Source organism: Allochromatium vinosum DSM 180 (assembly GCF_000025485.1).
In the GTDB taxonomy this organism is placed as follows: domain Bacteria; phylum Pseudomonadota; class Gammaproteobacteria; order Chromatiales; family Chromatiaceae; genus Thermochromatium; species Thermochromatium vinosum.
Window position 1 is genome coordinate 567,054 of record NC_013851.1, and the last position, 21,769, is coordinate 588,822.

Sequence of the window (21,769 nt, forward strand, 5' to 3'; positions counted from 1 at the left end):
GCGGAACCCATCACAGTTTCCGAACTCCAATCCAGGCTCGAACCCTGATAAGCTCCGGTCGACAGGGAGTCATCGCGAACCACCCCCATTGGATTTACAGCCCCAGACCCGATCTAAACCGTCAAGACAGGCGAGGGTCCAGACACCGCGCCCCGACTCCAGATCCGGTCAACGAGGACAGCTCCGAACCATGAATGCCAAGATCCTGAACATCCTACTCTGGATTGCCGTCACCTTCTGGCTGGTGATGATGCTCAACAGCCTCACCACCTCCGAGCAGATCGAGGCGCGCAATCTCAGTTACAGCCAGTTCCTGCAGGAACTCTCCAGCGGCGCCGTCCAGGAGGTCACGATTCAGGACGAGACCATCAAGGGGGTGCGCAGCGACGGCTCGCGCTTCGAGACCTATGATCCGGGCGATCCGGGGCTGGTGGGCGATCTGCTCAAGCACGATGTGGTCATCCGCGCCAAGCCGCCGGAGCAGCCGAGTGTCTTCATGCAACTGGTCGCCGCCTGGCTGCCCTTCATCGTGCTGGCCGGGATCTGGATCTGGTTCATGCGCCGCAGCTCGGGCGGCGGTACGGGCGGTCTGTTCAACTTCGGCAAGAGTCGTGCGCGTCAGCACGCCGAAGGCGAGGTGCGCGTGACCCTGCGCGACGTGGCCGGCGTCGAGGAGGCCAAGGAAGAGGTCGGCGAGCTGGTCGACTTCCTGCGCAATCCGCAGAAGTTCTCCAACCTGGGCGGGCGCATCCCGCGCGGCGTACTCATGGTCGGCCCGCCCGGTACGGGTAAGACGCTGCTGGCGCGCGCCATCGCCGGCGAGGCCAAGGTGCCCTTCTTCAGCATCTCCGGCTCGGACTTCGTCGAGATGTTCGTCGGTGTCGGCGCCTCGCGCGTGCGTGACCTGTTCGAGCAGGCCAAGAAGAGCGCGCCCTGCATCATCTTCATCGACGAGATCGACGCGGTCGGGCGCAAGCGCGGTGCGGGTCTCGGCGGCGGACACGACGAGCGCGAGCAGACCCTCAACCAGCTCCTGGTCGAGATGGACGGCTTCACCGGCAGCGAGGGCGTGATCGTGATCGCCGCGACCAACCGCGCCGACGTGCTCGATCCGGCGCTGCTGCGTCCGGGGCGCTTCGACCGTCAGGTGGTGGTGGGGCTGCCGGATCTGGCCGGACGCGCCGCGATCCTGGAAGTCCACATGCGCAAGGTGCCGATCGCCGAGGATGTGGACGCGCGCACCATCGCGCGCGGCACGCCGGGCTTCTCGGGTGCGGATCTGGCCAATCTGGTCAACGAGGCCGCGCTGTTCGCCGCGCGTTCCGGGCGCGAAGACGTCGGCATGGACATGTTCGAGAAGGCCAAGGACAAGATCATGATGGGTGCCGAGCGGCGCAGCATCGTGATGTCCGAATCCGAGAAGAAGCTGACCGCCTATCACGAGGCCGGACACGCCATCGTCGGGCGACTGGTGCCCGAGCACGACCCGGTGCACAAGGTCAGCATCATCCCGCGCGGTCGGGCACTGGGCGTGACCCTGTTCCTGCCGGAACGCGATCGTTACAGCATGAGCAAGCGTCAGCTCGAAAGCCAGATCTCCAGCCTGTTCGGAGGGCGTCTGGCCGAGGAGATGATCTTCGGGCCCGAGCAGGTGACGACCGGAGCCTCGAACGACATCGAGCGGGCCACCGACATCGCGCGCAACATGGTCACGCGCTTTGGCTTGTCCGATACCATGGGTCCGCTGGCCTATGCCGAGGACGAGGGCGAGGTGTTCCTGGGCCGCTCGGTGACGCAGCAGCGTCAGGTCTCGCCCGAGACGGCGCTGGCGATCGATCAGGCGGTGCGCGACATCATCGATCGCAACTATCAGCGCACCAAGCAGATTCTGGAGGAGCAGCTCGACAAGCTCCACACCATGGCCGAGGCGCTCCTGACCTACGAGACCATCGGTAAGGATCAGATCGATGACATCATGGCCGGCCGCCCGATGCGCGTACCCGACGAGCATGGCGGTGGGCGCCCGACGACCAAGACCGATGGCGGTAGCGGAGCGACCCAGGGCAAGGGCGCTCCCGGTCAGCCGCCCATTGCTATCGGCGGGGTCTGAGCGCCCCGTGCCTCATCGGGCGGCGTCGAGGCCGCCCAAACACGAAAGCCCCGCTTCGGCGGGGCTTTTTGGTTCTCTCTTTCAGGGCAGCGGGCGAACCGTCAGCGACGGCTAACGATAAGCATGATGGGCCGATTCGTCGCGATAGTGCACGTCGGTCCAGCAGCGTGGCAGGGCTTCATCTGAAGTGAAGGCCAGATCGGCTTTCTCGAACCGCTCCGGATCCTGTAACTCCTCGCCCGCGTGATAGCGGCCGATGACGACCGCGTGCATGGGATTGAGTAGATCCCGCTGACTCAGAACCTCGACCAGCTTGCCGGTCGCGCGATGTTTGAGAAACATGGCACTCCCTCCTGCAATGGCTTGGATGGGACGGACGCCGCCCGGCTCCGTCTGCCTTCAGTATGGCACCTGAGCGGGGTCCGACAAGCGGTTCAGCCTTGAGCCGCCTGCTGAGCCGGCGTGCGGGCCTTGATGGAGAGCGCGTGCAGCTCGCCGCTGGCGACCTGCTCCCGGACCGTCTCCATGACGAGACGCTCACGCTTGATGAGCGACAGTCCTTCGAAGGCGTCACTGACGACGACGGCCTCGAAATGCTCGCCATCCCCCGTGACCTGGACCTCGGCTCCAGGCAAACCCGCGCGAATACGTTGTGCGACGGCTTCGGTTTCCAAGTTCTGACTCCTCATGGTTTGAATGTTCGCTTCACAGCTCGCGGGTGGCCAGGAATCGCACCTCGGGCCAGCGCTCTTCGGCCAGGCTCAGGTTGACCATCGTCGGGGCCAGATAGACGAGCTGATCGTCGCCATCGAGCGCTAGGTGCTCGTAACACTTCTCCTTGAAGCGCTCCAGTATCTTGGGATCGTCGCACTGGATCCAGCGCGCGGTCTTGACGCTGACCGCCTCGACCACGGCATCGACGCCGTACTCGGCCTTCAGCCGATAGGCCGCGACATCGAACTGGAGCACGCCGACCGCGCCCAGGATCAGATCGTTGTTCTTCAGCGGCCGGAATGACTGAGTGGCGCCTTCCTCCGAGAGTTGCAAGACGCCCTTCTGCAACGCCTTCATCCGCAGCGGATCCCTGAGCACCACGCGCCGGAAGAGTTCGGGCGCGAAATAGGGGATGCCCTCGTACTTGAGATCCTCGCCCTCGGTGAAGGTGTCGCCGATCTGGATGGTGCCGTGGTTGTGCAGGCCGATGATGTCGCCCGGCCAGGCTTCCTCGACATGGCGGCGCTCGTCGGCCTGGAAGGTGATGGCATTGGCGACCTGGATGCTCTTGCCGATGCGCGCGTGACGCATCTTCATGCCCTTCTTGTAGCTGCCCGAACACACGCGCATGAAGGCGACGCGGTCGCGATGCGCCGGATCCATGTTCGCCTGGATCTTGAACACGAAGCCGGTGAAGGCCGACTCGCCCGGATCGACGGTGCGCTGGCGGGTCTCGCGCGCACGCGGCGGCGGGGCATAGCTGACGAAGGCGTCGAGCAGCTCGCGCACACCGAAGTTGTTGATCGCCGAGCCGAAGAACACCGGCGTCTGCCGGCCGGCCAGATAGGCGTCGAGATCGAGCGGATGGCTCGCACCCTCGACCAGTTCCAGTTCCTCGCGCAGTTCCTGGGCCTGATCGCCGAGCACTTCGTCCATGCGCGGATTGTAGAGTCCCTCGATGATCTCGCCCTCGACGACCTTGCCGCCGTGCTGGGCGGTGAACAGGTGGGTGCGTCCGGTGCGCAGGTCATAGACGCCCTTGAAACGCTTGCCCATGCCGATCGGCCAGGTCACGGGCGCGCACTGGATCTTGAGTACGCTCTCGATCTCGTCGAGGATCTCGATGGTGTCGCGTCCCTCACGGTCGAGCTTGTTGACGAAGGTCAGGATCGGGGTGTCGCGCAGTCGGCACACGTCCATCAGCTTGATGGTGCGCTCCTCGACGCCCTTGGCCACGTCGATCACCATCAGCGCCGAGTCGACCGCCGTCAGGGTGCGGTAGGTGTCTTCCGAGAAGTCCTCGTGACCGGGCGTGTCGAGCAGGTTGACGATAGCTTCGCCATAGGGGAACTGCATCACTGAGGACGTGACCGAGATACCGCGCTCCTTCTCCAGCTCCATCCAGTCCGAGGTGGCGTGACGCGCCGCCTTGCGTCCCTTGACCGTGCCGGCGAGCTGGATCGCGCCGCCGAACAGCAAGAGCTTTTCGGTCAGCGTGGTCTTGCCGGCGTCGGGGTGCGAGATGATGGCGAAGGTCCGCCGTTTGGAGAGCTGTTCCAGGAGTTCGGTCATGATGTCGGGATCGGTTCGGATGGATGGCGCGCTGAAAGGCGATCGATTATAGCGGTTTGCGCTCAGGACTCACCGGCGCCGTTCAGCCGCCGGCGTCCGCGCGCGATGGCCGCGCGTACCTGGGCCGGTGCGGTGCCGCCGATATGATCGCGCGCCGCGACCGAGCCTTCGAGCGTCAGCACAGCGAAGACGTCCTCGCCGATGGCATCCGAGAACTGGCGCAGTTCAGCGAGCGTCAGCTCGGCCAGATCGCGCCCCTCACGCACGCCGAGCGCGACCGCCTTGCCGACGATCTCATGGGCGTCGCGGAAGGGGATGCCCCGGCGCACCAGATAGTCGGCCAGATCGGTGGCGGTGCTGAAGCCCTGTTTGGCCGCCGCGCGCATCCGGTCGCGGTTGCAGGTGACATGCGCCATCATGTCGGCATAGACCTTGAGAGAGCCCTTGAGGTTGTCGACGGTGTCGAACAGCGGCTCCTTGTCTTCCTGGTTGTCCTTGTTGTAGGCCAGCGGCTGGGACTTCATCAGTGTCAGCAGCCCCATCAGATGACCGAAGATGCGTCCGCTCTTGCCGCGCACCAGCTCGGGCACGTCGGGGTTCTTCTTCTGCGGCATGATCGAGGAGCCGGTGCAGAAGCTGTCCGAGAGTTCGACGAAGCCGAACTGGGCCGATGACCACAGGATCAACTCTTCCGAGAAGCGCGACAGATGCATCATGAGGATGGCGGCGTCCGCCGTGAATTCGATGGCGAAGTCGCGATCCGAGACGGCGTCGAGCGAGTTTTCGGCCGGACGGTCGAAGCCGAGCAGCTCGGCCGTGTAGTGGCGGTCGATGGGGTAGGTGGTCCCGGCCAGCGCCGCTGCACCGAGCGGCAGGACGTTCATCCGGCGCCGACAGTCGGCCAGACGTTCGCGATCGCGCTCCAGCATCTCGAACCAGGCCAGCATGTGATGACCGAAGGTGATCGGCTGGGCGACCTGGAGATGGGTGAAGCCGGGCAGAATGGTGTCGGCCTCGCGCTCGGCCAGATCCAGGAGCGCGGTTTGCAGACGGACGATCTCGGTGCGGATGGTGTCGATCTCGTCGCGCAGCCACAGACGCACGTCGGTGGCGACCTGATCGTTGCGCGAGCGTCCGGTGTGGAGCTTCTTGCCCGCGTCGCCGATGTCGGCGGTCAGCGCCGACTCGACGTTCATGTGCACGTCTTCGAGCGGGATCGACCAGGCGAACTCGCCGGCGTCGATGCGCGCGCGCACCCGCTCCAGCCCAGTGACGATGGCGTCGCGCTCGGCTTCGGTCAGGATGCCCTGACGCGCGAGCATGGTAGCGTGAGCGATCGAGCCCTGGATGTCGTAGCGATAGAGCCGACGGTCGAAGTCGACCGAAGCGGTAAAGGCTTCGACGAAGGCGTCGGTCGGAGCATTGAAGCGTCCGGCCCAGGGTTTGGCGGAGGAGTTCGAGTCTGACATGAGGGGGTCCAACGGCTTAAAAGGGAATGATTTTACACTGAGGCCGGCTGCGTCCTAACATGCGTGCCATGTTTCGCACCGAGCCTATGCCCATGACCGACGACGACCTGCTGCGCTACAGCCGCCAGATCCTGCTGCCCCAGTTCGGCATCGAAGGCCAGGAGCGTCTGCGCGAGTCCAGCGTGCTCGTGGTCGGACTCGGCGGACTCGGCTCGCCGGTGGCGCTCTATCTGGCGGCGGCCGGAGTCGGGCGGCTACTCCTGGCCGATTTCGACCGCGTCGATCTGTCCAATCTGCAACGCCAGATCCTGCATACCACGGATCGTATCGGTCTGGCCAAGACCGAATCGGCGCGGCGCGCGCTCCAGGCCATCGCGCCGAACGTCGAGCTGATTCCCGTTGAAGTGCCGCTCACGTCCGAGACCCTGCCCGAACTGGTCGGCGACGTGGATCTGGTCGTCGAGTGCAGCGACAACTTCGCCACCCGCTTCGCCGTCAACGCTGCCTGCCGGGCGGCGTGCGTCCCGCTGGTCTCGGGCGCAGCCATCCGGCTGGAAGGGCAGGTGACGGCCTTCAGCGGTCAGCCGGGCGGTCCCTGTTATCGCTGTCTCTATCCGGACGAAGGCACCATCGACGAAACCTGTACCGCCAATGGCGTGCTGGCGCCGCTGGTCGGGATCATCGGCAGCGTCCAGGCCGCCGAGGCGATCAAGATCCTGACCGGACTCGGTGTCCCGCTGTTCGGGCGCCTGCTCCTGCTCGACGCGTCGCGGATGGAGTGGCGCGAGGTCCGGTTGCGTCCCGACCCTGCCTGTCCGGTCTGTGCCGAATCCGCCGGCATCAGCGCCCCCACCGCCCCCTGAGGAGCCGACCGTGTCCATCCACTGTGACGTCAGCCCGAACGAGATCAAGCAAGCCAACATCCCGCACGAATTGTTCCTCAGCAATCTGGTCGGCAACCATATCCTGATGGCGGTGGCGCTCGGCGGGATCTTCGGCAGTGCTCCCTGGGCCATGATGATCGTGCCGCTCGTCTCCTTCGGTATCCTCGGTTATACGCTCTGGCGCGCGCGCCAGTCGCGCCGACGCGATTCCTGGTATGTGATGTGTCACTGGCAGGTGTGCGCGCGCCGTAGCCGGATCTTCATGGCGATGCTCGGACTGCTGCTGGTCGTGGCGGGTCTGGGCTGGCTGGGTTACGCCAATGGCTTGATGATCAAGGAAGCCGCCATCGCACTGGTGATCGGCATCGGTATCCTGCCGATGATGGTCACGCTGCTGGTGCTGGTCATGATCGAGTCCGACGCACTCTACCATGCCAATCAGGCCAAGCTTCCGGCCTGGGTCATGGCGCGGTTTCCACGTCCGGACGCGTGCCCTTGATGCGGTTTGGTTTCGAGCGCGCTCTCCGGTAAACTTCGGGGCTTTATCATTATGGTGGGCGCATGGGTCTTCTCGCGATCATCGGTGGCTCGGGTTTCACGAGTCTGCCATCCCTGACACAGATCGAATCCAAGCCGGTCGAGACGCCCTATGGCGCGACCTCGGCTCCGGTGACGCGCGGGCGGCTCGCCGAGCGCGAAGTGCTGTTCCTGCCGCGTCATGGGCCGTCGCATCATCTGCCGCCGCATCGCATCAACTATCGGGCCAATCTCTGGGCGCTGCGTGCCTCGGGTGCCGATCGCGTCATCGGGCTGGCGGCCGTCGGCGGAATCACGCCGAGTTTCGGTCCCTGTGTGCTGGCGGTGCCCGATCAGATCATCGACTACACCCATGGTCGCGAGCACACCATTCATGACGGCATCACGGGCGGCGTCGATCACATCGACTTCACCGAGCCCTACTGCGAGTCGCTGCGTCAGGTGCTGATCTCGGCCTGCGCACGTGTGGGCGAGGCCGTGGTTCCGCGCGGAACCTATGCCGCGACCCAGGGGCCGCGCCTGGAGTCGGCCGCCGAGATCCAGCGCCACGAACGGGATGGATGCGACATGGTCGGCATGACGGGCATGCCCGAGGCGGGTCTCGCGCGTGAGCTCGACCTCTGTTATGCCAGTCTGGCTTTCGTCGTCAATTGGGCCGCCGGTAAGAGTGGCAACGTCATTACCATGAAGGAGATCGAGGAGAATCTGGCTCTGTGCGTCGAGCGGGTGCTGACGGTCCTGGAGACCGTAGCTGCGGACTGATGGGTGTCCGCGACCGGGACTCGACGGGTGGGGAACCAGGCACTGATCGAACGATATACAACATTCGCGTCTCCGCGGGAGTAATACAGAATGGCTAGCTCGGAAGAAAAATCCTCGTCTCGCTCGGGTCTCGGCTGGTTCCCGAAGCTCATCCTGTGGGCGGCGGTCATCGGCTTCGGTTACGTCTATCTCAGCTCGGTCGATCGCGAGGGCGGCGGCACCACGGCCTCGTCCATGCTCGACTCGATCGCCAAGCTGAGTCCGGTCTCGCTGTCGTCGCTGCCGGGCTTCTCCGACAAGGAGGAATCCGCTGCCGATCCGGTCGAGGTGGCCCAGGGGGATGAAGCCCTCAAGACCGAGGCGGCCAAGCCGGTCGCCCAAACCGAATCGGCTGCCTTCGCGCGTTCGCTTGCGAACGACAAGCCTGAGCCGTCGGCCGAGGCGCCCAAGTCCGTGCCTCAGCCGCCGGTCTCCTATGCCACGGCGGCCCTGAAGGTGCCCGCTGAGTCCGCGTCCGTTCCGGCCGAGGCGCCGGCACCGGCACCTGCTCCTGTCGCGCCCACGGTTTCAGCGACCGCCGAGCCACCGGCTTCGGCCCCGGTTGCCGCCGCCCCCTCGATGCCTGCGCCGTCTGCGGCCCAGCCTGCACCGATGTCGCCGTCCGTCATGCCGGCTCCGGGTGAGCGTGCACCCATGACGCGGATGCCGGCAAGCGAATGGATGGCTCAGCGCGAGCAGCAGCGTGCCGAGATGATGGCTCAATACGAGGCCATGCGTCGCGAGGCCGACGAGCGGATGCGTCAATATTGGGGTCAGATGCGTGAAGCCATGCCCATGCACGGCGTTCCCTACGCCCATCCGGGCTATGCGCCAGGCTACATGCCGGGCTATGCACCCGGTGTCTATGGTCCTCCAGTGCGCTGAGCCGACCGTTTCGCCGTGGCGCTCGTCCCGAGCGCCCGGTGCGCAATCAGGCCAGGATGGCCTGTCGAAGCAGGGCGCGTTTCCAGGTCATACTGGCTAGCGCGCCTTTTCTTGTCGTGTGCCTTGAAATCGCCAGGGTTCAGGCGTATAGTCCCACTTCTTAAGGAACAGGCGGATCCAGAACACATCCTGAATCGTCGTCATAGACCCCGTTATGGGGTTTTTTTATCGCTCGCGAAACGGCGCCGATCGGCTGTCTGGACGCTTGGGCAAGGGTTAAGAAGTTGGGCCTATGGCCCAATTTTCGTTTCTACGGGGCGCACAGTATGCAACCGGCTGACAGCCAACTCACACTCCTGGCACGACGTGTCGTCGAGCCCCTGGGCTACGAGCTGGTTGGCGTCGAGTACTTCCAGAAGGGCGGTGGGGCGACGCTGCGGGTCTACATCGATCACGAGCGCGGCATCACCCTGGACGACTGCACGGCGGTCAGCCATCAGCTGAGCGGCGTGCTGGATGTCGAGGATCCGATCTCGGATCAGTACGATCTGGAGGTCTCCTCGCCCGGCCTGGATCGGCCGCTCGTGTTCCCCGAGCATTTCGAGCGCTTCGCCGGAAGCCGGGTTCGGATTCGTCTGAGCGAGAAGATCGAAGGACGGCGCAAGCTGGAAGGCGTCCTCCTGGGGGTGGTGCCGGGCGGCGTCGCGCTGCGCGCCGATGAGCGTGACTGGGAGATCCCCTTGACGAGCATCGACTCGGCCCGTCTGATCCCCGAATTCTGAGCGCTCCCGACCTCCGGGTCGGTGCTGACGCCTGTCGTTTTTCACTCTGGCCGCGTTTCAAGCTGGATATTGGTGGAATGAGCAAAGAGATCCTGAATGTCGTTGAAGCCGTCTCCAACGAGAAGGACGTCCCCGAGGGCGTGATCTTCGAGGCGATCGAGGCGGCACTCGCCTCGGCGACCCGCAAGAAGCATGGCGGCGAGATCGACGTGCGCGTGACCATCGACCGCAAGACCGGCAGCTATCGCACCTTCCGGCGCTGGGAGATCGTATCCGATCCTGAGAGCGGCATGCTGGAAGCTCCGGCGCGTCAGATCACCGCCTCGGCGGCCGCCATCCTGGAGCCGGAGCTGAGCATCGGCGACTTCATGGAAGAGGAGATCGAGTCCGAACTCTTCGGCCGCATCGCCGCTCAGACCGCCAAGCAGGTCATCGTACAGAAAGTGCGCGACGCCGAGCGCGCCAAGATCGTCGATGCCTTCGCCTCGCGTCAGGGGCAGCTCGTCACCGGAATCGTCAAGAAGGCCGAACGCGGCACCATCCTGCTCGACCTGGGCAACAACGCCGAGGCGCTCGTGCCGCGCGATCACGTCATCCCGCGCGAGTCGGTGCGCCCGGGCGATCGTCTGCGCGGCTATCTCTACGACGTGCGCTCCGAGCAGAAGGGGCCGCAGCTCTTCGTCAGCCGCACCGCGCCCGAGCTCCTGATCGAACTCTTCAAGCTCGAGGTGCCCGAGGTCGGCGAGGGTCTGATCGAGATCCTGGGCGCCGCGCGCGATCCGGGCGTGCGGGCCAAGATCGCGGTACGCACACGCGACCCGCGCATCGATCCGGTCGGCGCCTGTGTCGGCATGCGCGGCTCGCGCGTGCAGGCCGTCTCCAACGAACTCAACGGCGAACGGGTCGACATCATCCTCTGGGACGAGAACCCGGCTCAGTTCGTCATCAACGCCATGTCACCGGCGGACGTCGTCTCCATCGTCATCGACGAGGAGGCGCGCAGCATGGATGTCGCCGTCAAGGAAGAGAATCTGGCCCAGGCCATCGGCCGTTTCGGTCAGAACGTGCGGCTCGCCACCCAGTTGAGCGGCTGGGAACTGAACGTCATGAACGAGAAGGATGCCGCGGCCAAGAGCGAGCAGGAAGCGCGGCGCTCGGCGCAGGTGTTCATGGATCAGTTGGGCATCGACGAGGGGCTGGCCACGCTCCTGGTCGAGGAAGGTTTTTCGAGCGTCGACGAGGTGGCCTATGTGCCGCTGGATGAGATGCGCGCCATCGATGAACTCGATGACGAGACCATCGAATTGTTGCGCGAGCGCGCCAATGACGTCCTGGTCACGCGCGCCATCGCTACCGAAGAAGTCGACGAGGTGGGTGGCATGAGTCTGTCGGCGCTGGAGGGCATGGACGAGGCGCTCGTCGAAGTGCTCGCCGAGCGCGGTATCGCGACCCTGGACGATCTCGCCGACCTGGCGGTCGATGACCTCATGGAAATTGAGGGGATGGACGAAGAGCGGGCCGCCCGTTTGATCATGAAGGCGCGCGAGCCAATGTTCGCGAATGCCCCAGAGGAATAGAGGTACAAAGGTCAGTCCATGAGTGAAGTCACGGTCAAGCAACTCGCCTCAACGGTCGGCATTCCGGTCGAGCGACTCCTAACCCAGTTGAAGGACGCCGGTATCAGCGCCGGCGATGCGGATTCCAAGCTGACGGAGCAGGAGAAGGTGCAACTGCTCGCCTATCTGCGCCGCAGTCACGGCAAGGACGAAGGTGAAGCCGACGGCGGTCCGGGTCAGGTCACGATCAAGCGCAAGTCGGTCAGTGAACTGCGTGTTCCTCAGGCCGCTGCGCCCCGCAGCAACACACCGAATTCACGCCCGGCACCGGCCGCGCGCGGTGGCGGCAAAACGGTGAGCGTCGAGGTGCGGCGCAAGCGCACCTATGTCAAGCGCGCCGACGAGCCGGCCACCGGCACCACGCCCGCGCCGCGTCGCCAATCCAACGATCGCAGCCGCGCCGGACGCGAGCGTGCGGCCGCCACCAGTGCCGTGATCGACGAGTCGCGGCGGCGCGCGGCGCTCGAAGCGATGCGTGCCGAGCAGGAAGCGCGTCGTCTCGCCGAGCAGGAAGAACAGGAGCGCCGCGCCCGCGAGGAAGAAGCGCGCCTGGAGGAAGAGCGCCGTCAGGCCGCCGAGGCGCGCCGTCGCGCCGAGGAAGAAGCGCGCCAGCAGGCTGAGCGTGAGGCCGCCGAGCGTCAGGCGCGTGGAGTGACCGAGGAACCCAGCGCCGAGGCGACGGCCGAAGCCGGCGAAGCCGAGACCGAGACGCCCGCGCGTCGCGCCGAAGCCGCCAAGCCGAAGAAGGCGGCCAAGAAAGCCGCTGAGCCGGTCGAAAAGGAAAAGGAGAAGGAAAAAGACCGCCCGGCCAAAAAGGTCGTCCGCAAAGAGACCGCACCGGTGCGTGTCCGCGATATCGCGGTCGCCGGACGCGGCGAGTACGAAGACATCGATGGTCCTGGCGGTGGTCGCGGTCCGCGTCGGCGCAAGAAGTCCTCCAAGCCGCAGCTCCAGGACAAGCATGCCTTCCAGAAGCCCACGGCTCCGGTCGTGCGCGAGGTCGAGATCCCCGAGGCCATCACGGTCGCCGAGCTGGCCAATCGCATGTCGGTCAAGGCGTCCGTGGTCGTCAAGGAGCTGTTCAAGCAGGGCATGATGGTCACGATCAACCAGAATCTCGATCGCGACACCGCGATCCTGGTGGTCGAAGAGATGGGCCACAAGGCCGTCGTCGCCGACGAGCGCGATGCCGAGGGCACCCTGCTCGACGAGATGCAGGAGCAGGAGGGCCAGTTCGAGGCGTTGCCGCGCCCGCCCGTCGTCACCATCATGGGCCATGTCGACCACGGCAAGACCTCGCTGCTCGACTACATCCGCCGCACCCGTGTCGCCTCCGGCGAGGCCGGCGGCATCACCCAGCACATCGGCGCCTATCACGTCGAGACCGACAAGGGCACGGTGTCCTTCCTCGACACCCCCGGTCACGCGGCCTTCTCGGCCATGCGTGCGCGTGGTGCCAAGGTGACGGACATCGTCATCCTGGTCGTCGCGGCTGACGACGGCGTCATGCCACAGACGGTCGAGGCCATCCACCATGCCCGCGCTGCCGGTGTGCCGCTGATCGTCGCCATCAACAAGATGGACAAGCCCGAGGCCAACCCCGACAAGGTGATGCAGGAGCTGACCCAGTACGAGGTGCTGACCGAGGAATGGGGCGGCGACACCATGATGGTCAAGGTTTCGGCCAAGGCCGGTCTCGGTATCGACGAGCTGCTCGACGCTATCCTGCTCCAGGCCGAAGTGCTCGAACTCAAGGCTCCGGTCGAGGGTCCGGCGCGCGGCGCCATCGTCGAGTCGAGTCTCGACAAGGGACGCGGTCCGGTGGCGACGGTGCTGGTTCAGTCCGGTACGCTCAAGCGCGGTGACATCATCGTTTCCGGTGGCGAATACGGCCGCGTGCGCGCCATGTTCGACGAGTCCGGTTCGCCGGTCGAATCGGCCGGTCCCTCGATCCCGGTCCAGGTGCTGGGTCTGTCGGGCACGCCGAACGCGGGAGACGATGTCATCACGGTCAGCGACGAGCGCCGTGCCCGCGAGGTGGCTGAGTTCCGCGCCGCCCGCTCGCGTCAGAACCGCTTCGACGAGCAGCGCGGCGTGAGTCTCGATCAGCTCTTCACCCAGCTCAAGGACGGCGAGCAGAAGGCGGTCAACCTCATCCTCAAGGCCGACGTGCAGGGCAGCCTGGAAGCGCTGCGCGAGAGTCTGCTCAAGCTCACCAACGACGAGGTCAAGGTCGCGATCGTTGCCTCGGGCGTGGGCGGGATCACCGAGTCCGACGCCAACCTGGCCGTCACCTCGAACGCCATCCTGCTCGGCTTCAACGTCCGTGCCGATGCCGCCGCGCGTCGCGTGGTCGAAGAGAAGGGCCTGGATCTGCGCTACTACAGCATCATCTACGAGCTGATCGACGAGGTGAAGCAGGCGATCTCGGGTCTGCTCAGTCCGATCGTCACCGAAGAGATCATCGGTCTGGCGGAAGTGCGCGACGTGTTCCGGTCCTCCAAGTTCGGTGCTGTGGCCGGCTGTATGGTGGTCGAGGGCGTCATCAAGCGTAACAACCCGATCCGCGTGCTGCGCAACAACGTCGTGGTCTACGAGGGCGCGCTCGAATCGCTGCGTCGCTTCAAGGACGACGTGGCCGAGGTCAAGCACGGCATGGAGTGCGGTATCGGCGTCAAGAACTACAACGACGTGCAGCCCGGCGACCAGATCGAAGTCTTCGAGCGCACCGAGAAGGCCCGCGTCCTGTGAACGAACGTGAATTCGACCGCACCGAGCGTATCGGTGCTGAGATGAAACGCGCGCTGGCGGTGCTGGTGCGCGATCAGGTCAAGGATCCGCGTCTGGCCAACATCACGGTGCACGAGGTGCGGGTGACGCGCGACCTGGCCCATGCCAAGGTCTATTTCACCTGCTTCCCCAGCGACGAGGACACGCCGGCGCAGGAGCGGCTGCTCAACAAGCAGCTCGCCGGTTTCCTGCGTCATGCACTGGCGCAGGAAGTGCGGCTGCGGGCCATGCCGCAACTGCACTTCGTCTACGACGAATCCATCGCTCAGGGCCAGCATCTGTCGGACCTGATCGAGCAGGCCGTCGCCAAGGACCGGCCCGCGACCGAAGAGGAGCACTGAGATCATGGGACGCCGCCGTAATTCGGGACGCCCCGTGACCGGGATCCTGCTGTTGGACAAGCCGCTGGGTCTGTCCTCGAACGAGGCCCTGCAACGGGTCAAGCGTTATTATCGCGCCGCCAAGGCGGGGCATACCGGGAGTCTGGACCCCTTGGCGACCGGGCTGCTGCCCTGTTGTCTGGGCGACTCGACCAAGTTCTCGGCCTTTCTGCTGGATGCCGACAAACGCTATCGCGTGCGTGTGCGTCTGGGCGAGACCACGGCCACGGGCGATGCGGAAGGTGAAGTGCTGGAGCGCGCGCCGATCGATGGCGTGACCGAAGCCCGTCTGCGTGAAGTGCTAGCCGATTTTCTTGGTCCCATCGATCAGTTGCCGCCCATGTATTCGGCGGTCAAGCATCAGGGCCAGCGGCTCTATGAGCTGGCGCGTCAGGGTCTGGAAGTCGAGCGCCAGCCGCGCCGCATCGAGATCCATGCACTCGAACTGCTGTCGATGGAGCTGCCCGAGATCGAACTCGACGTGCACTGTTCCAAGGGCACCTATGTCCGCACCCTGGCCGAGGACATCGGCCGCGAACTCGGTTGCGGCGCCCATGTGAGCGCCCTGCGCCGGACCGGCGTCGGCCCCTATGCCGAGCCGGACGTGAGCTTCGTCACCGGCGAGCAGATCGCCGCGCTGGCCGAGGCCGAGGATTTCGCCGCGCTCGACGCCCTGCTGCTGCCGCTCGACAGCGCGCTCGGACACTGCCCGGCCCTGAAACTCTCGGCCGACACCGCCTTCTATCTCGGGCAGGGACAGGCGGTGCAGGTGCCCCAGGCGCCGACCGAAGGTCTGGTCCGGCTCTATGATCCCTCGTCGCACTTCCTGGGTGTCGGCGAGATCCGCGACGACGGAAAAGTCCAACCCAAACGATTGATTTGATTCATTCGTCTCCATGTCCGACCTGAATGGAACCATCCCTGAAGTCATTGTTGGGGATGATCCATCCGATACAGGTCTTTTGTTTTCGTGCTTCAACCATTTCGAGGAGATTTCCAATGACAATGACTGCGGCTGACAAGAAGAAGGTCGTCGACGAATACGCCCGCGGCGAGCGCGACACGGGTTCGCCCGAGGTTCAGGTCGCGCTACTGACAGCGCGCATCCTGGAACTGACCGACCACTTCAAAGAGCACAAGCAGGATCATCACTCACGTCGCGGTCTGGTGCGCATGGTCAATTCCCGGCGTAAACTGCTCGACTATCTCAAGCGCAAGGATCTCGACCGCTATCGCGATCTGATCGCGCGCCTGGGTCTGCGTCGCTAACATCCGCCTCACGCCCCAGCGAACGGGTGGTCGGCTGCCGGTCGCTCGTTCGTCCGCTCTCGGTGCGTCCAACACGACGTGCCGCGAGCCGACAGCCCCCGCGCTGCCATTCCCGTTCGCGCCAGCCCGAGCCGCAGGTTTGGAGTGCACCCGGATCCGTCGCACCGGCGGCCCAAACACCCCGAGGATTTATCTGTGATTCCCACCCCTATCGTTAAAGAGTTCCAATTCGGCAATCAGACCGTCAGGCTGGAAACCGGCGAGATCGCGCGCCAGGCCGATGGTGCTGTCCTGGTCAATATGGACGACACCGTGGTCCTCGTGACGGTCGTGGTCGACAAGCGGCCGGGCGCAGAGCGCGACTTCCTGCCCTTGACGGTCGAGTATCAGGAAAAGACCTACGCCGCCGGACGCATCCCCGGCGGCTTTTTTCGGCGCGAGGGCCGTCCGAGCGAGGGCGAGATCCTCACCGCGCGTCTGATCGACCGTCCGATCCGCCCGCTGTTCGTCGAGGGCTTCTGCAACGAGGTGCAGATCATCGCGACCGTCAAGTCGCTGAACCCGGCGGTCAATCCCGAGGTTCCGGCGCTGATCGGTGCCTCGGCCGCGCTCGCGCTCTCCGGCGCGCCCTTCAACGGCCCGATCGCCGCCGCGCGCGTCGGCTACAAGAACGGTGAATACATCCTCAATCCGGCGCTGACCGGTCTGAATCCGGATTCGGATCTGGATCTGGTGGTGGCCGGCACCGACAAGGCCGTGCTCATGGTCGAGTCGGAGGCACGCGGGCTGTCGGAAGAGATCATGCTCGGCGCGGTGCTGTTCGGGCACGAGCAGATGCAGGTCGTGATCCAGGCTATCCGCGAGCTGGCCGCCGAAGCGGGCAAGCCGGCGATGGACTGGACGCCGCATGCGGTCAACCCGGTTCTGACCGAGGCCGTGCGTCTGGCCGGCGGCGACGCGATTGCCGCGGCCTACCGCATCAAGGAAAAGCAGGCGCGTTATACCGCGCTCGGTGCTGCGCGCACCGCCATCGTCGAACAACTGTGCGCCGGCGAGACGCCCGCCTGGACCGAGTCCCAGGTCAAGGCCGCCATCGAGGCGCTGGAGTCGACCACAGTGCGCGAGTCGATCCTGGCCGGCGAGCCGCGCATCGACGGGCGCGACACCAAGACCGTGCGTCCGATCACCATCCGCACCGGCGTGCTGCCGCGCACCCACGGCTCGGCGCTGTTCACGCGCGGCGAGACCCAGGCGATGGTCATCACCACGCTCGGTACCGAGCGCGACTCGCAGATCATCGATGCGCTGGAAGGCGAGCGGCGTGAGCACTTCATGCTGCATTACAACTTCCCGCCCTTCTGCGTCGGCGAGATCGGCCGTGTCGGCAGCCCCAAGCGGCGCGAGATCGGTCACGGACGTCTGGCCAAGCGCGGCGTGCTGGCGGTGATGCCGAGCATCGAGGAGTTCCCCTATTCGGTGCGCGTGGTCTCCGAGATCACCGAATCCAACGGCTCCAGCTCTATGGCCAGCGTCTGCGGCACCAGTCTGGCGCTGATGGACGCGGGCGTGCCGATCAAGGCGCCGGTCGCCGGTGTCGCCATGGGTCTGATCAAGGAAGGCGAGCGCTTCGCCGTCCTCACCGACATCATGGGTGACGAAGACCACCTGGGCGACATGGACTTCAAGGTCGCGGGTACCGCCGACGGCATCAACGCGCTCCAGATGGACATCAAGATCGAGGGCATCACGCGCGAGATCATGGAGATCGCCCTGGCGCAGGCCAAAGAAGGCCGTCTGCACATCCTCGGCGAGATGAACAAGGTCATCGACTCGCATCGCGTCGAGATGTCCGAACATGCCCCGCGCATCATCGAGATCAAGATCCATCCCGAGAAGATCCGCGACGTCATCGGCAAGGGCGGCTCGGTCATCCGCGCCATCACCGAGGAGACGGGCGCGACCATCGACATCAACGACGATGGCGTGGTCAAGATCTTCTCCGTGGTCAAGGCCGCCGGCGAGGAAGCCAAGCGCCGCATCCGTCTGATCACCGCCGATGTCGAGGTGGGCAAGGTCTACGAAGGCAAGGTCGCGCGCCTGATGGACTTCGGCGCCTTCGTCACCATCCTGCCCGGACGCGATGGCCTGGTGCACATCTCGCAGATCTGCGAGGAGCGCGTGCAGTCGGTCAGCGACAAGCTCAAGGAAGGCGACGTGGTGCGTGTGAAGGTGCTGGAAGTCGACAAGCAGGGCCGTATCCGTCTGAGCATGAAGGCGGTCGAACCGGGCGAATAAGACCCTCCGCACCAGCGCCGAGCGTCGGCCCCTTGGGTCGGCGCCGAACGATCCGAACCGCGTATCGAGGTCTTGATGCGCGGTTTGTTTTTGTGTGGGGTATCCTTGTTCCGATCCGTTGTGATGGGAACCGGGCGCGATCCCGCACGCTTCCGAATACTCTGTCGAACAGCGAACATGAGCAGCCAACCCAAGATCATCCTCTCGTCGCTCGATGCCGAGCGGTTGGAAAACCTGATCGAGTCCCTGCCCCGCAACGCCTTTCCGGGCATGGATGAGCTGGAAGCCGAGCTGGCGCGCGCCGAGGTCGTGGACCCGCGCGAGATGCCGCCGAATGTCGTGAGCATGAACTCGACCGTGCGCTTCCGGGTGATGTCCACGAACGAAGCCTTCACCCTGACCCTGGTCTATCCCAAGGACATGGACGCGAGCGGCGGCAAGATCTCGATCCTGGCCCCGGTCGGCAGTGCCCTGCTCGGTCTGTCGTCGGGCGACGAGATCGAATGGCCCAAGCCGGGCGGCGGCGTGCTGCGCGTTCGGATCGAGGAAGTCACCTACCAGCCCGAGCGCGCCGGCGAATATTTCCGTTGACCGGATCGTCCGCTATGCAGCGGTTCGCTTCTTGCTTGGTGACTTGATGCAACAGGCCATGTCCGTGGGAGCCGGGACACCATGCTGAAATCATTCCAAGCCGGTGGCACCCGCTGGTCGGACGCTCAGGCGGAGCGTCCGGCCGCGGCCTATCACGAGTTCTATCGCGACGATTTCCAGCCGCGCGAGCACTATCTCCCGCTGTGGAAGCACATCCAGCGTGCCGGTCAGCGCGGACTGGCGCTCAAGGCGCGCGAGGCCCATCTGGCGCTCCATAACGAAGGCGTCACGTTCACCCTGTATTCCGACCAGGAGTCGGGGATCGAACGGGTCTGGCCCTTCGATATCCTGCCGCGTCTGGTGACGGCCGGGGAGTGGACGCCGATCGAGGCCGGTCTCAAGCAGCGTATCCGCGCGCTCGACCGCTTCATCCACGACGTCTATCACGAGCAGTGCATCCTCAAGGATGGCGTGGTGCCGCCCGAGCTCATCTATCGCGGCCGTGATCTCTGTCGCGACATCCTCGATGTCGATCCGCCGGGCGGTGTCTACATCCATATCAGCGGGGTCGATCTGATCCGCGACGAGAGCGGGCGCTATCTGGTACTGGAGGACAATCTGCGCACCCCGTCCGGCGTCTCCTACATGATCGAGAATCGGCTGATCGAGCGCCGTATCCTGCCCGAGTTCTTCCAGCGCTATCGGGTGCGGCCGGTCGAGCACTATCCCGAGCGGCTGCTTCAGCGCCTCCGTCAGCTCTCGCCGCGCGGCGCGGCGGATGCCGTGGTGGTGGTCCTGACCCCAGGGATCTTCAACTCGGCCTATTTCGAGCACAGCTTCCTCGCCCGCGAGATGGGCGTGGAGCTGGCCGAGGGGCGGGATCTGGTCTGTCGCAACGATCGGGTCTATCTCAAGACCACGCTCGGGCTGCGTCAGGTCGACGTCATCTACCGGCGTATCGACGACGATTATCTGGACCCGCTGGTCTTCCGGCCCGACTCGCTGCTCGGGGTGCCGGGGATCATCCGCGCCTGGCGGGCCGGCCACGTCGCCCTAGTCAACGCCCCCGGCACCGGGATCGCCGACGACAAGGCGGTCTATGCCTATGTGCCCGACATCATCCGCTACTATCTGGGCGAGGAGCCGATCCTGCCGAGCGTGCCGACCTATCAGATGACCGATCCGCAGGACCGCGACTATGTGCTCGACAACCTGGAGCGCATGGTGATCAAGGCCGTCTCCGAATCGGGCGGGCGCGAGATGCTGATGGGGCCGACCTCGACGGCCGGCCAGCGCGACGACTTCACGCGCCGTATCCAGGCCGATCCGCGCCGCTATATCGCCCAGCCCGTGATCCAGCTCTCGCGCCACATCTGCTATCTGGACGGCGAGCTGGAATCGCGCCACCTGGATCTGCGCCCCTTCGTGCTCCACGGCGGCGACGAGATCGAGGTCATCCCCGGCGGTCTGACCCGCGTGGCCCTGACCAAGGGGTCACTGGTGGTCAATTCCTCGCAGGGCGGTGGCAGCAAGGACACCTGGGTACTGGCCGACTGACGGGAGCCATGCGGATGCTGAGTCGAATCGCCGAATCGCTGTACTGGATGGCCCGCCACCTGGAACGGGCCGACAACACCGCGCGGGTGCTGGACATCAATGTCGTCCACCGGCTGGCGGCCGAGGAGGGGCTGACCGAGGAGGGGCAGTGGCTGCCGTTGCTGACCATCCTGGGCGCCGACGACCGCTATGCCGAGACCTACCCGGACGGTCGGGTGAGCGTGCAGCGCGTCATCCGGTTGCTGACCCAGGCCGAGACCAATCCCGGCAGCATCCTCAACTGTCTGCGTCTGGCGCGCGAGAACGCCCGCGCGGCACGCGACCGGATCTCGACGCCGGTGTGGGAGACGATCGACGCCCTCTGTCGCACCGCCGAGGCGCGGCTCAAGGCCACGCTGCCGCCCTGGCAGGCGGCTGAGTTCCATGCCTTCGTCCATCGCGAGGTGGCCACCGTCTACGGTCTGGCACAGGGCACCATGATGCGCGGCGAAGCCCACAGCTTCACCCGCTTCGGTGCCCTGCAGGAGCGCGCCGACATGACCGCGCGCATCCTCGACGTGCGCTATCACCTGCTGCTGCCGGACCCCAGTCTGGTGGGTTCACCGCTCGATTATTATCAATGGGGCGTGCTGCTCAAATCGCTCTCGGGCTTCGATGCCTACCGGCGCCTCTATCAGGCCGGGGTGCGTCCGGTCGACGTCATCGACTTCGTGATCCTGAATCCGGACTTTCCGCGTTCGCTGGTCTATTGCGTCAGCCGCCTGGAACGCTCGCTGGAACGCATCGGCCAACGGCCCGAGGGCGAGGTGGGTGCCTGTCTGGAGCGGCTGCGCGCGCATCTCGCCGGGGTCGGAGCGGCGGACATCATGGCCCAGGGGCTGCACGAGTATCTGGATGCCTTCCTGACCGCCTTGCTGGAGTTGAGCGACGCCCTGACGCGGGATTACTTCAATCACGACGTGTGATGCACGCTCATGGTGCGCGACGCCGATGGAGCCGGAGTCAATGCTCGACTTTGGACGCGCGCGTCAATTCGGCGAAGCGCACGCCGCGCAAGCCGCCGATCTCCAGGCTGAGCCGTTCGATCTCGGCCGGCATCCCGCGGATGATGATGGTCTCCAGACAGTTGTGATGATCCAGATGGACATGGGTCGTGGCCACCACATGAACGTACTGACGATGCTGGATGTCCAGGATCTGCTGGGTCAGCTCGCGCTGATGGTGGTCGTAGACGATGGTCAGCACCCCGGCGACTTCGGCGTCGCCGCGCTCCCAGGTCTCCTCGACGATCCGCTCCCGGATCAGGTCGCGCACCAGCTCGGAGCGTGAGGCATAGCCCTTGTTCACCAGACGCCGATCGAGTTCGTCGAGCAGTGTCTTGGGGAGCGAGACGGTGAAACGGATGGTTGATTCGGTGCTCGACATCGGCGGGTCCAGGGCGTTGATCCAGCGCCAAGGATACCAATCCGGGCCGCACCCTTGAACCGCCGTGTGTTCTCCACGCCAGATCGCGTGCG

The 21,769-nt window shown here is 65.2% G+C and carries 20 protein-coding genes; 15 read left to right on the top strand and 5 right to left on the bottom strand.

All coding sequences use genetic code 11. The features are described 5' to 3' along the window. Positions 1–190 precede the first annotated feature (190 nt). Positions 191–2,110 (top strand): ATP-dependent zinc metalloprotease FtsH, encoded by a 1,920-nt coding sequence (gene ftsH / locus ALVIN_RS02450; RefSeq protein ID WP_012969724.1) that lies wholly within the window; start codon positions 191–193, stop codon positions 2,108–2,110. 111 nt (positions 2,111–2,221) lie between these two features. Here ftsH and ALVIN_RS02455 read toward each other — a convergent pair whose 3' ends face one another. The 4 genes from ALVIN_RS02455 to argH form a co-directional block, all read right to left on the bottom strand. Continuing rightward, positions 2,222–2,452 (bottom strand): hypothetical protein, encoded by a 231-nt coding sequence (locus tag ALVIN_RS02455; RefSeq protein WP_012969725.1) that lies wholly within the window; start codon positions 2,450–2,452, stop codon positions 2,222–2,224. Positions 2,453–2,544: 92 nt separating this feature from the next. Then, complete coding sequence (locus ALVIN_RS02460) at positions 2,545–2,784, bottom strand: BolA family protein (RefSeq protein WP_012969726.1); 240 nt, start codon at positions 2,782–2,784, stop codon at positions 2,545–2,547. A gap of 31 nt (positions 2,785–2,815) precedes the next feature. Continuing rightward, positions 2,816–4,396 carry a peptide chain release factor 3 gene (locus ALVIN_RS02465; protein WP_012969727.1) on the bottom strand — a complete coding sequence of 527 codons (1,581 nt, stop codon included), beginning with the start codon at positions 4,394–4,396 and terminating at the stop codon, positions 2,816–2,818. 62 nt (positions 4,397–4,458) lie between these two features. Continuing rightward, positions 4,459–5,865, bottom strand: a complete 1,407-nt coding sequence (argH, locus tag ALVIN_RS02470; protein ID WP_012969728.1) for an argininosuccinate lyase — start codon at positions 5,863–5,865, stop codon at positions 4,459–4,461. 92 nt (positions 5,866–5,957) lie between these two features. On the opposite strand from argH, the gene ALVIN_RS02475 reads away from it, so the two are divergent. From ALVIN_RS02475 to ALVIN_RS02540, 14 genes are all read left to right on the top strand, one after another. After that, positions 5,958–6,728, top strand: a complete 771-nt coding sequence (locus tag ALVIN_RS02475) for a HesA/MoeB/ThiF family protein (RefSeq protein WP_012969729.1) — start codon at positions 5,958–5,960, stop codon at positions 6,726–6,728. A gap of 10 nt (positions 6,729–6,738) precedes the next feature. Continuing rightward, positions 6,739–7,248, top strand: coding sequence for a hypothetical protein (locus ALVIN_RS02480; protein ID WP_012969730.1), 510 nt, complete (start codon positions 6,739–6,741; stop codon positions 7,246–7,248). A gap of 62 nt (positions 7,249–7,310) precedes the next feature. Further along, positions 7,311–8,048 carry an S-methyl-5'-thioinosine phosphorylase gene (locus ALVIN_RS02485; protein ID WP_012969731.1) on the top strand — a complete coding sequence of 246 codons (738 nt, stop codon included), beginning with the start codon at positions 7,311–7,313 and terminating at the stop codon, positions 8,046–8,048. A gap of 90 nt (positions 8,049–8,138) precedes the next feature. Then, positions 8,139–8,972 (top strand): hypothetical protein, encoded by an 834-nt coding sequence (locus ALVIN_RS02490; RefSeq protein ID WP_012969732.1) that lies wholly within the window; start codon positions 8,139–8,141, stop codon positions 8,970–8,972. Positions 8,973–9,298: 326 nt separating this feature from the next. Next, positions 9,299–9,754: a ribosome maturation factor RimP gene (gene rimP / locus ALVIN_RS02495; protein WP_012969733.1), complete on the top strand. Its 456-nt coding sequence runs from the start codon at positions 9,299–9,301 to the stop codon at positions 9,752–9,754. 77 nt (positions 9,755–9,831) lie between these two features. Then, positions 9,832–11,331 (top strand): transcription termination factor NusA, encoded by a 1,500-nt coding sequence (nusA, locus tag ALVIN_RS02500; protein ID WP_012969734.1) that lies wholly within the window; start codon positions 9,832–9,834, stop codon positions 11,329–11,331. An 18-nt stretch (positions 11,332–11,349) separates the two neighbouring features. Further along, entirely contained in the window at positions 11,350–14,121 is a 2,772-nt protein-coding gene (gene infB, locus ALVIN_RS02505) for a translation initiation factor IF-2 (protein WP_012969735.1), read from the top strand. Then, positions 14,118–14,501, top strand: a complete 384-nt coding sequence (gene rbfA, locus ALVIN_RS02510) for a 30S ribosome-binding factor RbfA (protein ID WP_012969736.1) — start codon at positions 14,118–14,120, stop codon at positions 14,499–14,501. The genes infB and rbfA overlap by 4 nt, the downstream gene beginning before the upstream one ends. Before the next feature lie 4 nt (positions 14,502–14,505). After that, positions 14,506–15,423 (top strand): tRNA pseudouridine(55) synthase TruB, encoded by a 918-nt coding sequence (gene truB, locus ALVIN_RS02515; protein WP_012969737.1) that lies wholly within the window; start codon positions 14,506–14,508, stop codon positions 15,421–15,423. 116 nt (positions 15,424–15,539) lie between these two features. Beyond that, positions 15,540–15,809: a 30S ribosomal protein S15 gene (gene rpsO / locus ALVIN_RS02520; protein ID WP_012969738.1), complete on the top strand. Its 270-nt coding sequence runs from the start codon at positions 15,540–15,542 to the stop codon at positions 15,807–15,809. 195 nt (positions 15,810–16,004) lie between these two features. Continuing rightward, positions 16,005–18,104, top strand: a complete 2,100-nt coding sequence (gene pnp, locus ALVIN_RS02525; RefSeq protein WP_012969739.1) for a polyribonucleotide nucleotidyltransferase — start codon at positions 16,005–16,007, stop codon at positions 18,102–18,104. A gap of 177 nt (positions 18,105–18,281) precedes the next feature. Further along, on the top strand, positions 18,282–18,695 hold the full coding sequence (gene rnk, locus ALVIN_RS02530) for a nucleoside diphosphate kinase regulator (protein ID WP_012969740.1): 414 nt from the start codon (positions 18,282–18,284) through the stop codon (positions 18,693–18,695). 81 nt (positions 18,696–18,776) lie between these two features. Further along, a complete protein-coding gene (locus tag ALVIN_RS02535) occupies positions 18,777–20,252 on the top strand; it encodes a circularly permuted type 2 ATP-grasp protein (protein ID WP_012969741.1) in 1,476 nt (491 codons plus the stop codon). Positions 20,253–20,266: 14 nt separating this feature from the next. Further along, positions 20,267–21,217, top strand: coding sequence for an alpha-E domain-containing protein (locus tag ALVIN_RS02540; protein WP_012969742.1), 951 nt, complete (start codon positions 20,267–20,269; stop codon positions 21,215–21,217). A gap of 37 nt (positions 21,218–21,254) precedes the next feature. Here the strand turns inward: ALVIN_RS02540 and nikR are convergent, their stop codons facing one another. Continuing rightward, positions 21,255–21,677 (bottom strand): nickel-responsive transcriptional regulator NikR, encoded by a 423-nt coding sequence (gene nikR, locus ALVIN_RS02545; RefSeq protein WP_012969743.1) that lies wholly within the window; start codon positions 21,675–21,677, stop codon positions 21,255–21,257. Between the last annotated feature and the right edge of the window lie 92 nt (positions 21,678–21,769).

Excerpts from the sequence above, each read along its gene's own strand:
- ALVIN_RS02455 (WP_012969725.1), bottom strand. The coding sequence starts at position 2,452 with ATGTTTCTCAAACATCGCGCGACCGGCAAGCTGGTCGAGGTTCTGAGT.
- rpsO (WP_012969738.1), top strand. The coding sequence starts at position 15,540 with ATGACAATGACTGCGGCTGACAAGAAGAAGGTCGTCGACGAATACGCC.
- ALVIN_RS02535 (WP_012969741.1), top strand. The coding sequence starts at position 18,777 with ATGCTGAAATCATTCCAAGCCGGTGGCACCCGCTGGTCGGACGCTCAG.
- argH (WP_012969728.1), bottom strand. The coding sequence starts at position 5,865 with ATGTCAGACTCGAACTCCTCCGCCAAACCCTGGGCCGGACGCTTCAAT.
- infB (WP_012969735.1), top strand. The coding sequence starts at position 11,350 with ATGAGTGAAGTCACGGTCAAGCAACTCGCCTCAACGGTCGGCATTCCG.
- rnk (WP_012969740.1), top strand. The coding sequence starts at position 18,282 with ATGAGCAGCCAACCCAAGATCATCCTCTCGTCGCTCGATGCCGAGCGG.
- rimP (WP_012969733.1), top strand. The coding sequence starts at position 9,299 with ATGCAACCGGCTGACAGCCAACTCACACTCCTGGCACGACGTGTCGTC.
- truB (WP_012969737.1), top strand. The coding sequence starts at position 14,506 with ATGGGACGCCGCCGTAATTCGGGACGCCCCGTGACCGGGATCCTGCTG.
- nusA (WP_012969734.1), top strand. The coding sequence starts at position 9,832 with ATGAGCAAAGAGATCCTGAATGTCGTTGAAGCCGTCTCCAACGAGAAG.
- ftsH (WP_012969724.1), top strand. The coding sequence starts at position 191 with ATGAATGCCAAGATCCTGAACATCCTACTCTGGATTGCCGTCACCTTC.
- ALVIN_RS02465 (WP_012969727.1), bottom strand. The coding sequence starts at position 4,396 with ATGACCGAACTCCTGGAACAGCTCTCCAAACGGCGGACCTTCGCCATC.
- ALVIN_RS02540 (WP_012969742.1), top strand. The coding sequence starts at position 20,267 with ATGCTGAGTCGAATCGCCGAATCGCTGTACTGGATGGCCCGCCACCTG.
- nikR (WP_012969743.1), bottom strand. The coding sequence starts at position 21,677 with ATGTCGAGCACCGAATCAACCATCCGTTTCACCGTCTCGCTCCCCAAG.
- ALVIN_RS02475 (WP_012969729.1), top strand. The coding sequence starts at position 5,958 with ATGACCGACGACGACCTGCTGCGCTACAGCCGCCAGATCCTGCTGCCC.
- ALVIN_RS02485 (WP_012969731.1), top strand. The coding sequence starts at position 7,311 with ATGGGTCTTCTCGCGATCATCGGTGGCTCGGGTTTCACGAGTCTGCCA.
- ALVIN_RS02490 (WP_012969732.1), top strand. The coding sequence starts at position 8,139 with ATGGCTAGCTCGGAAGAAAAATCCTCGTCTCGCTCGGGTCTCGGCTGG.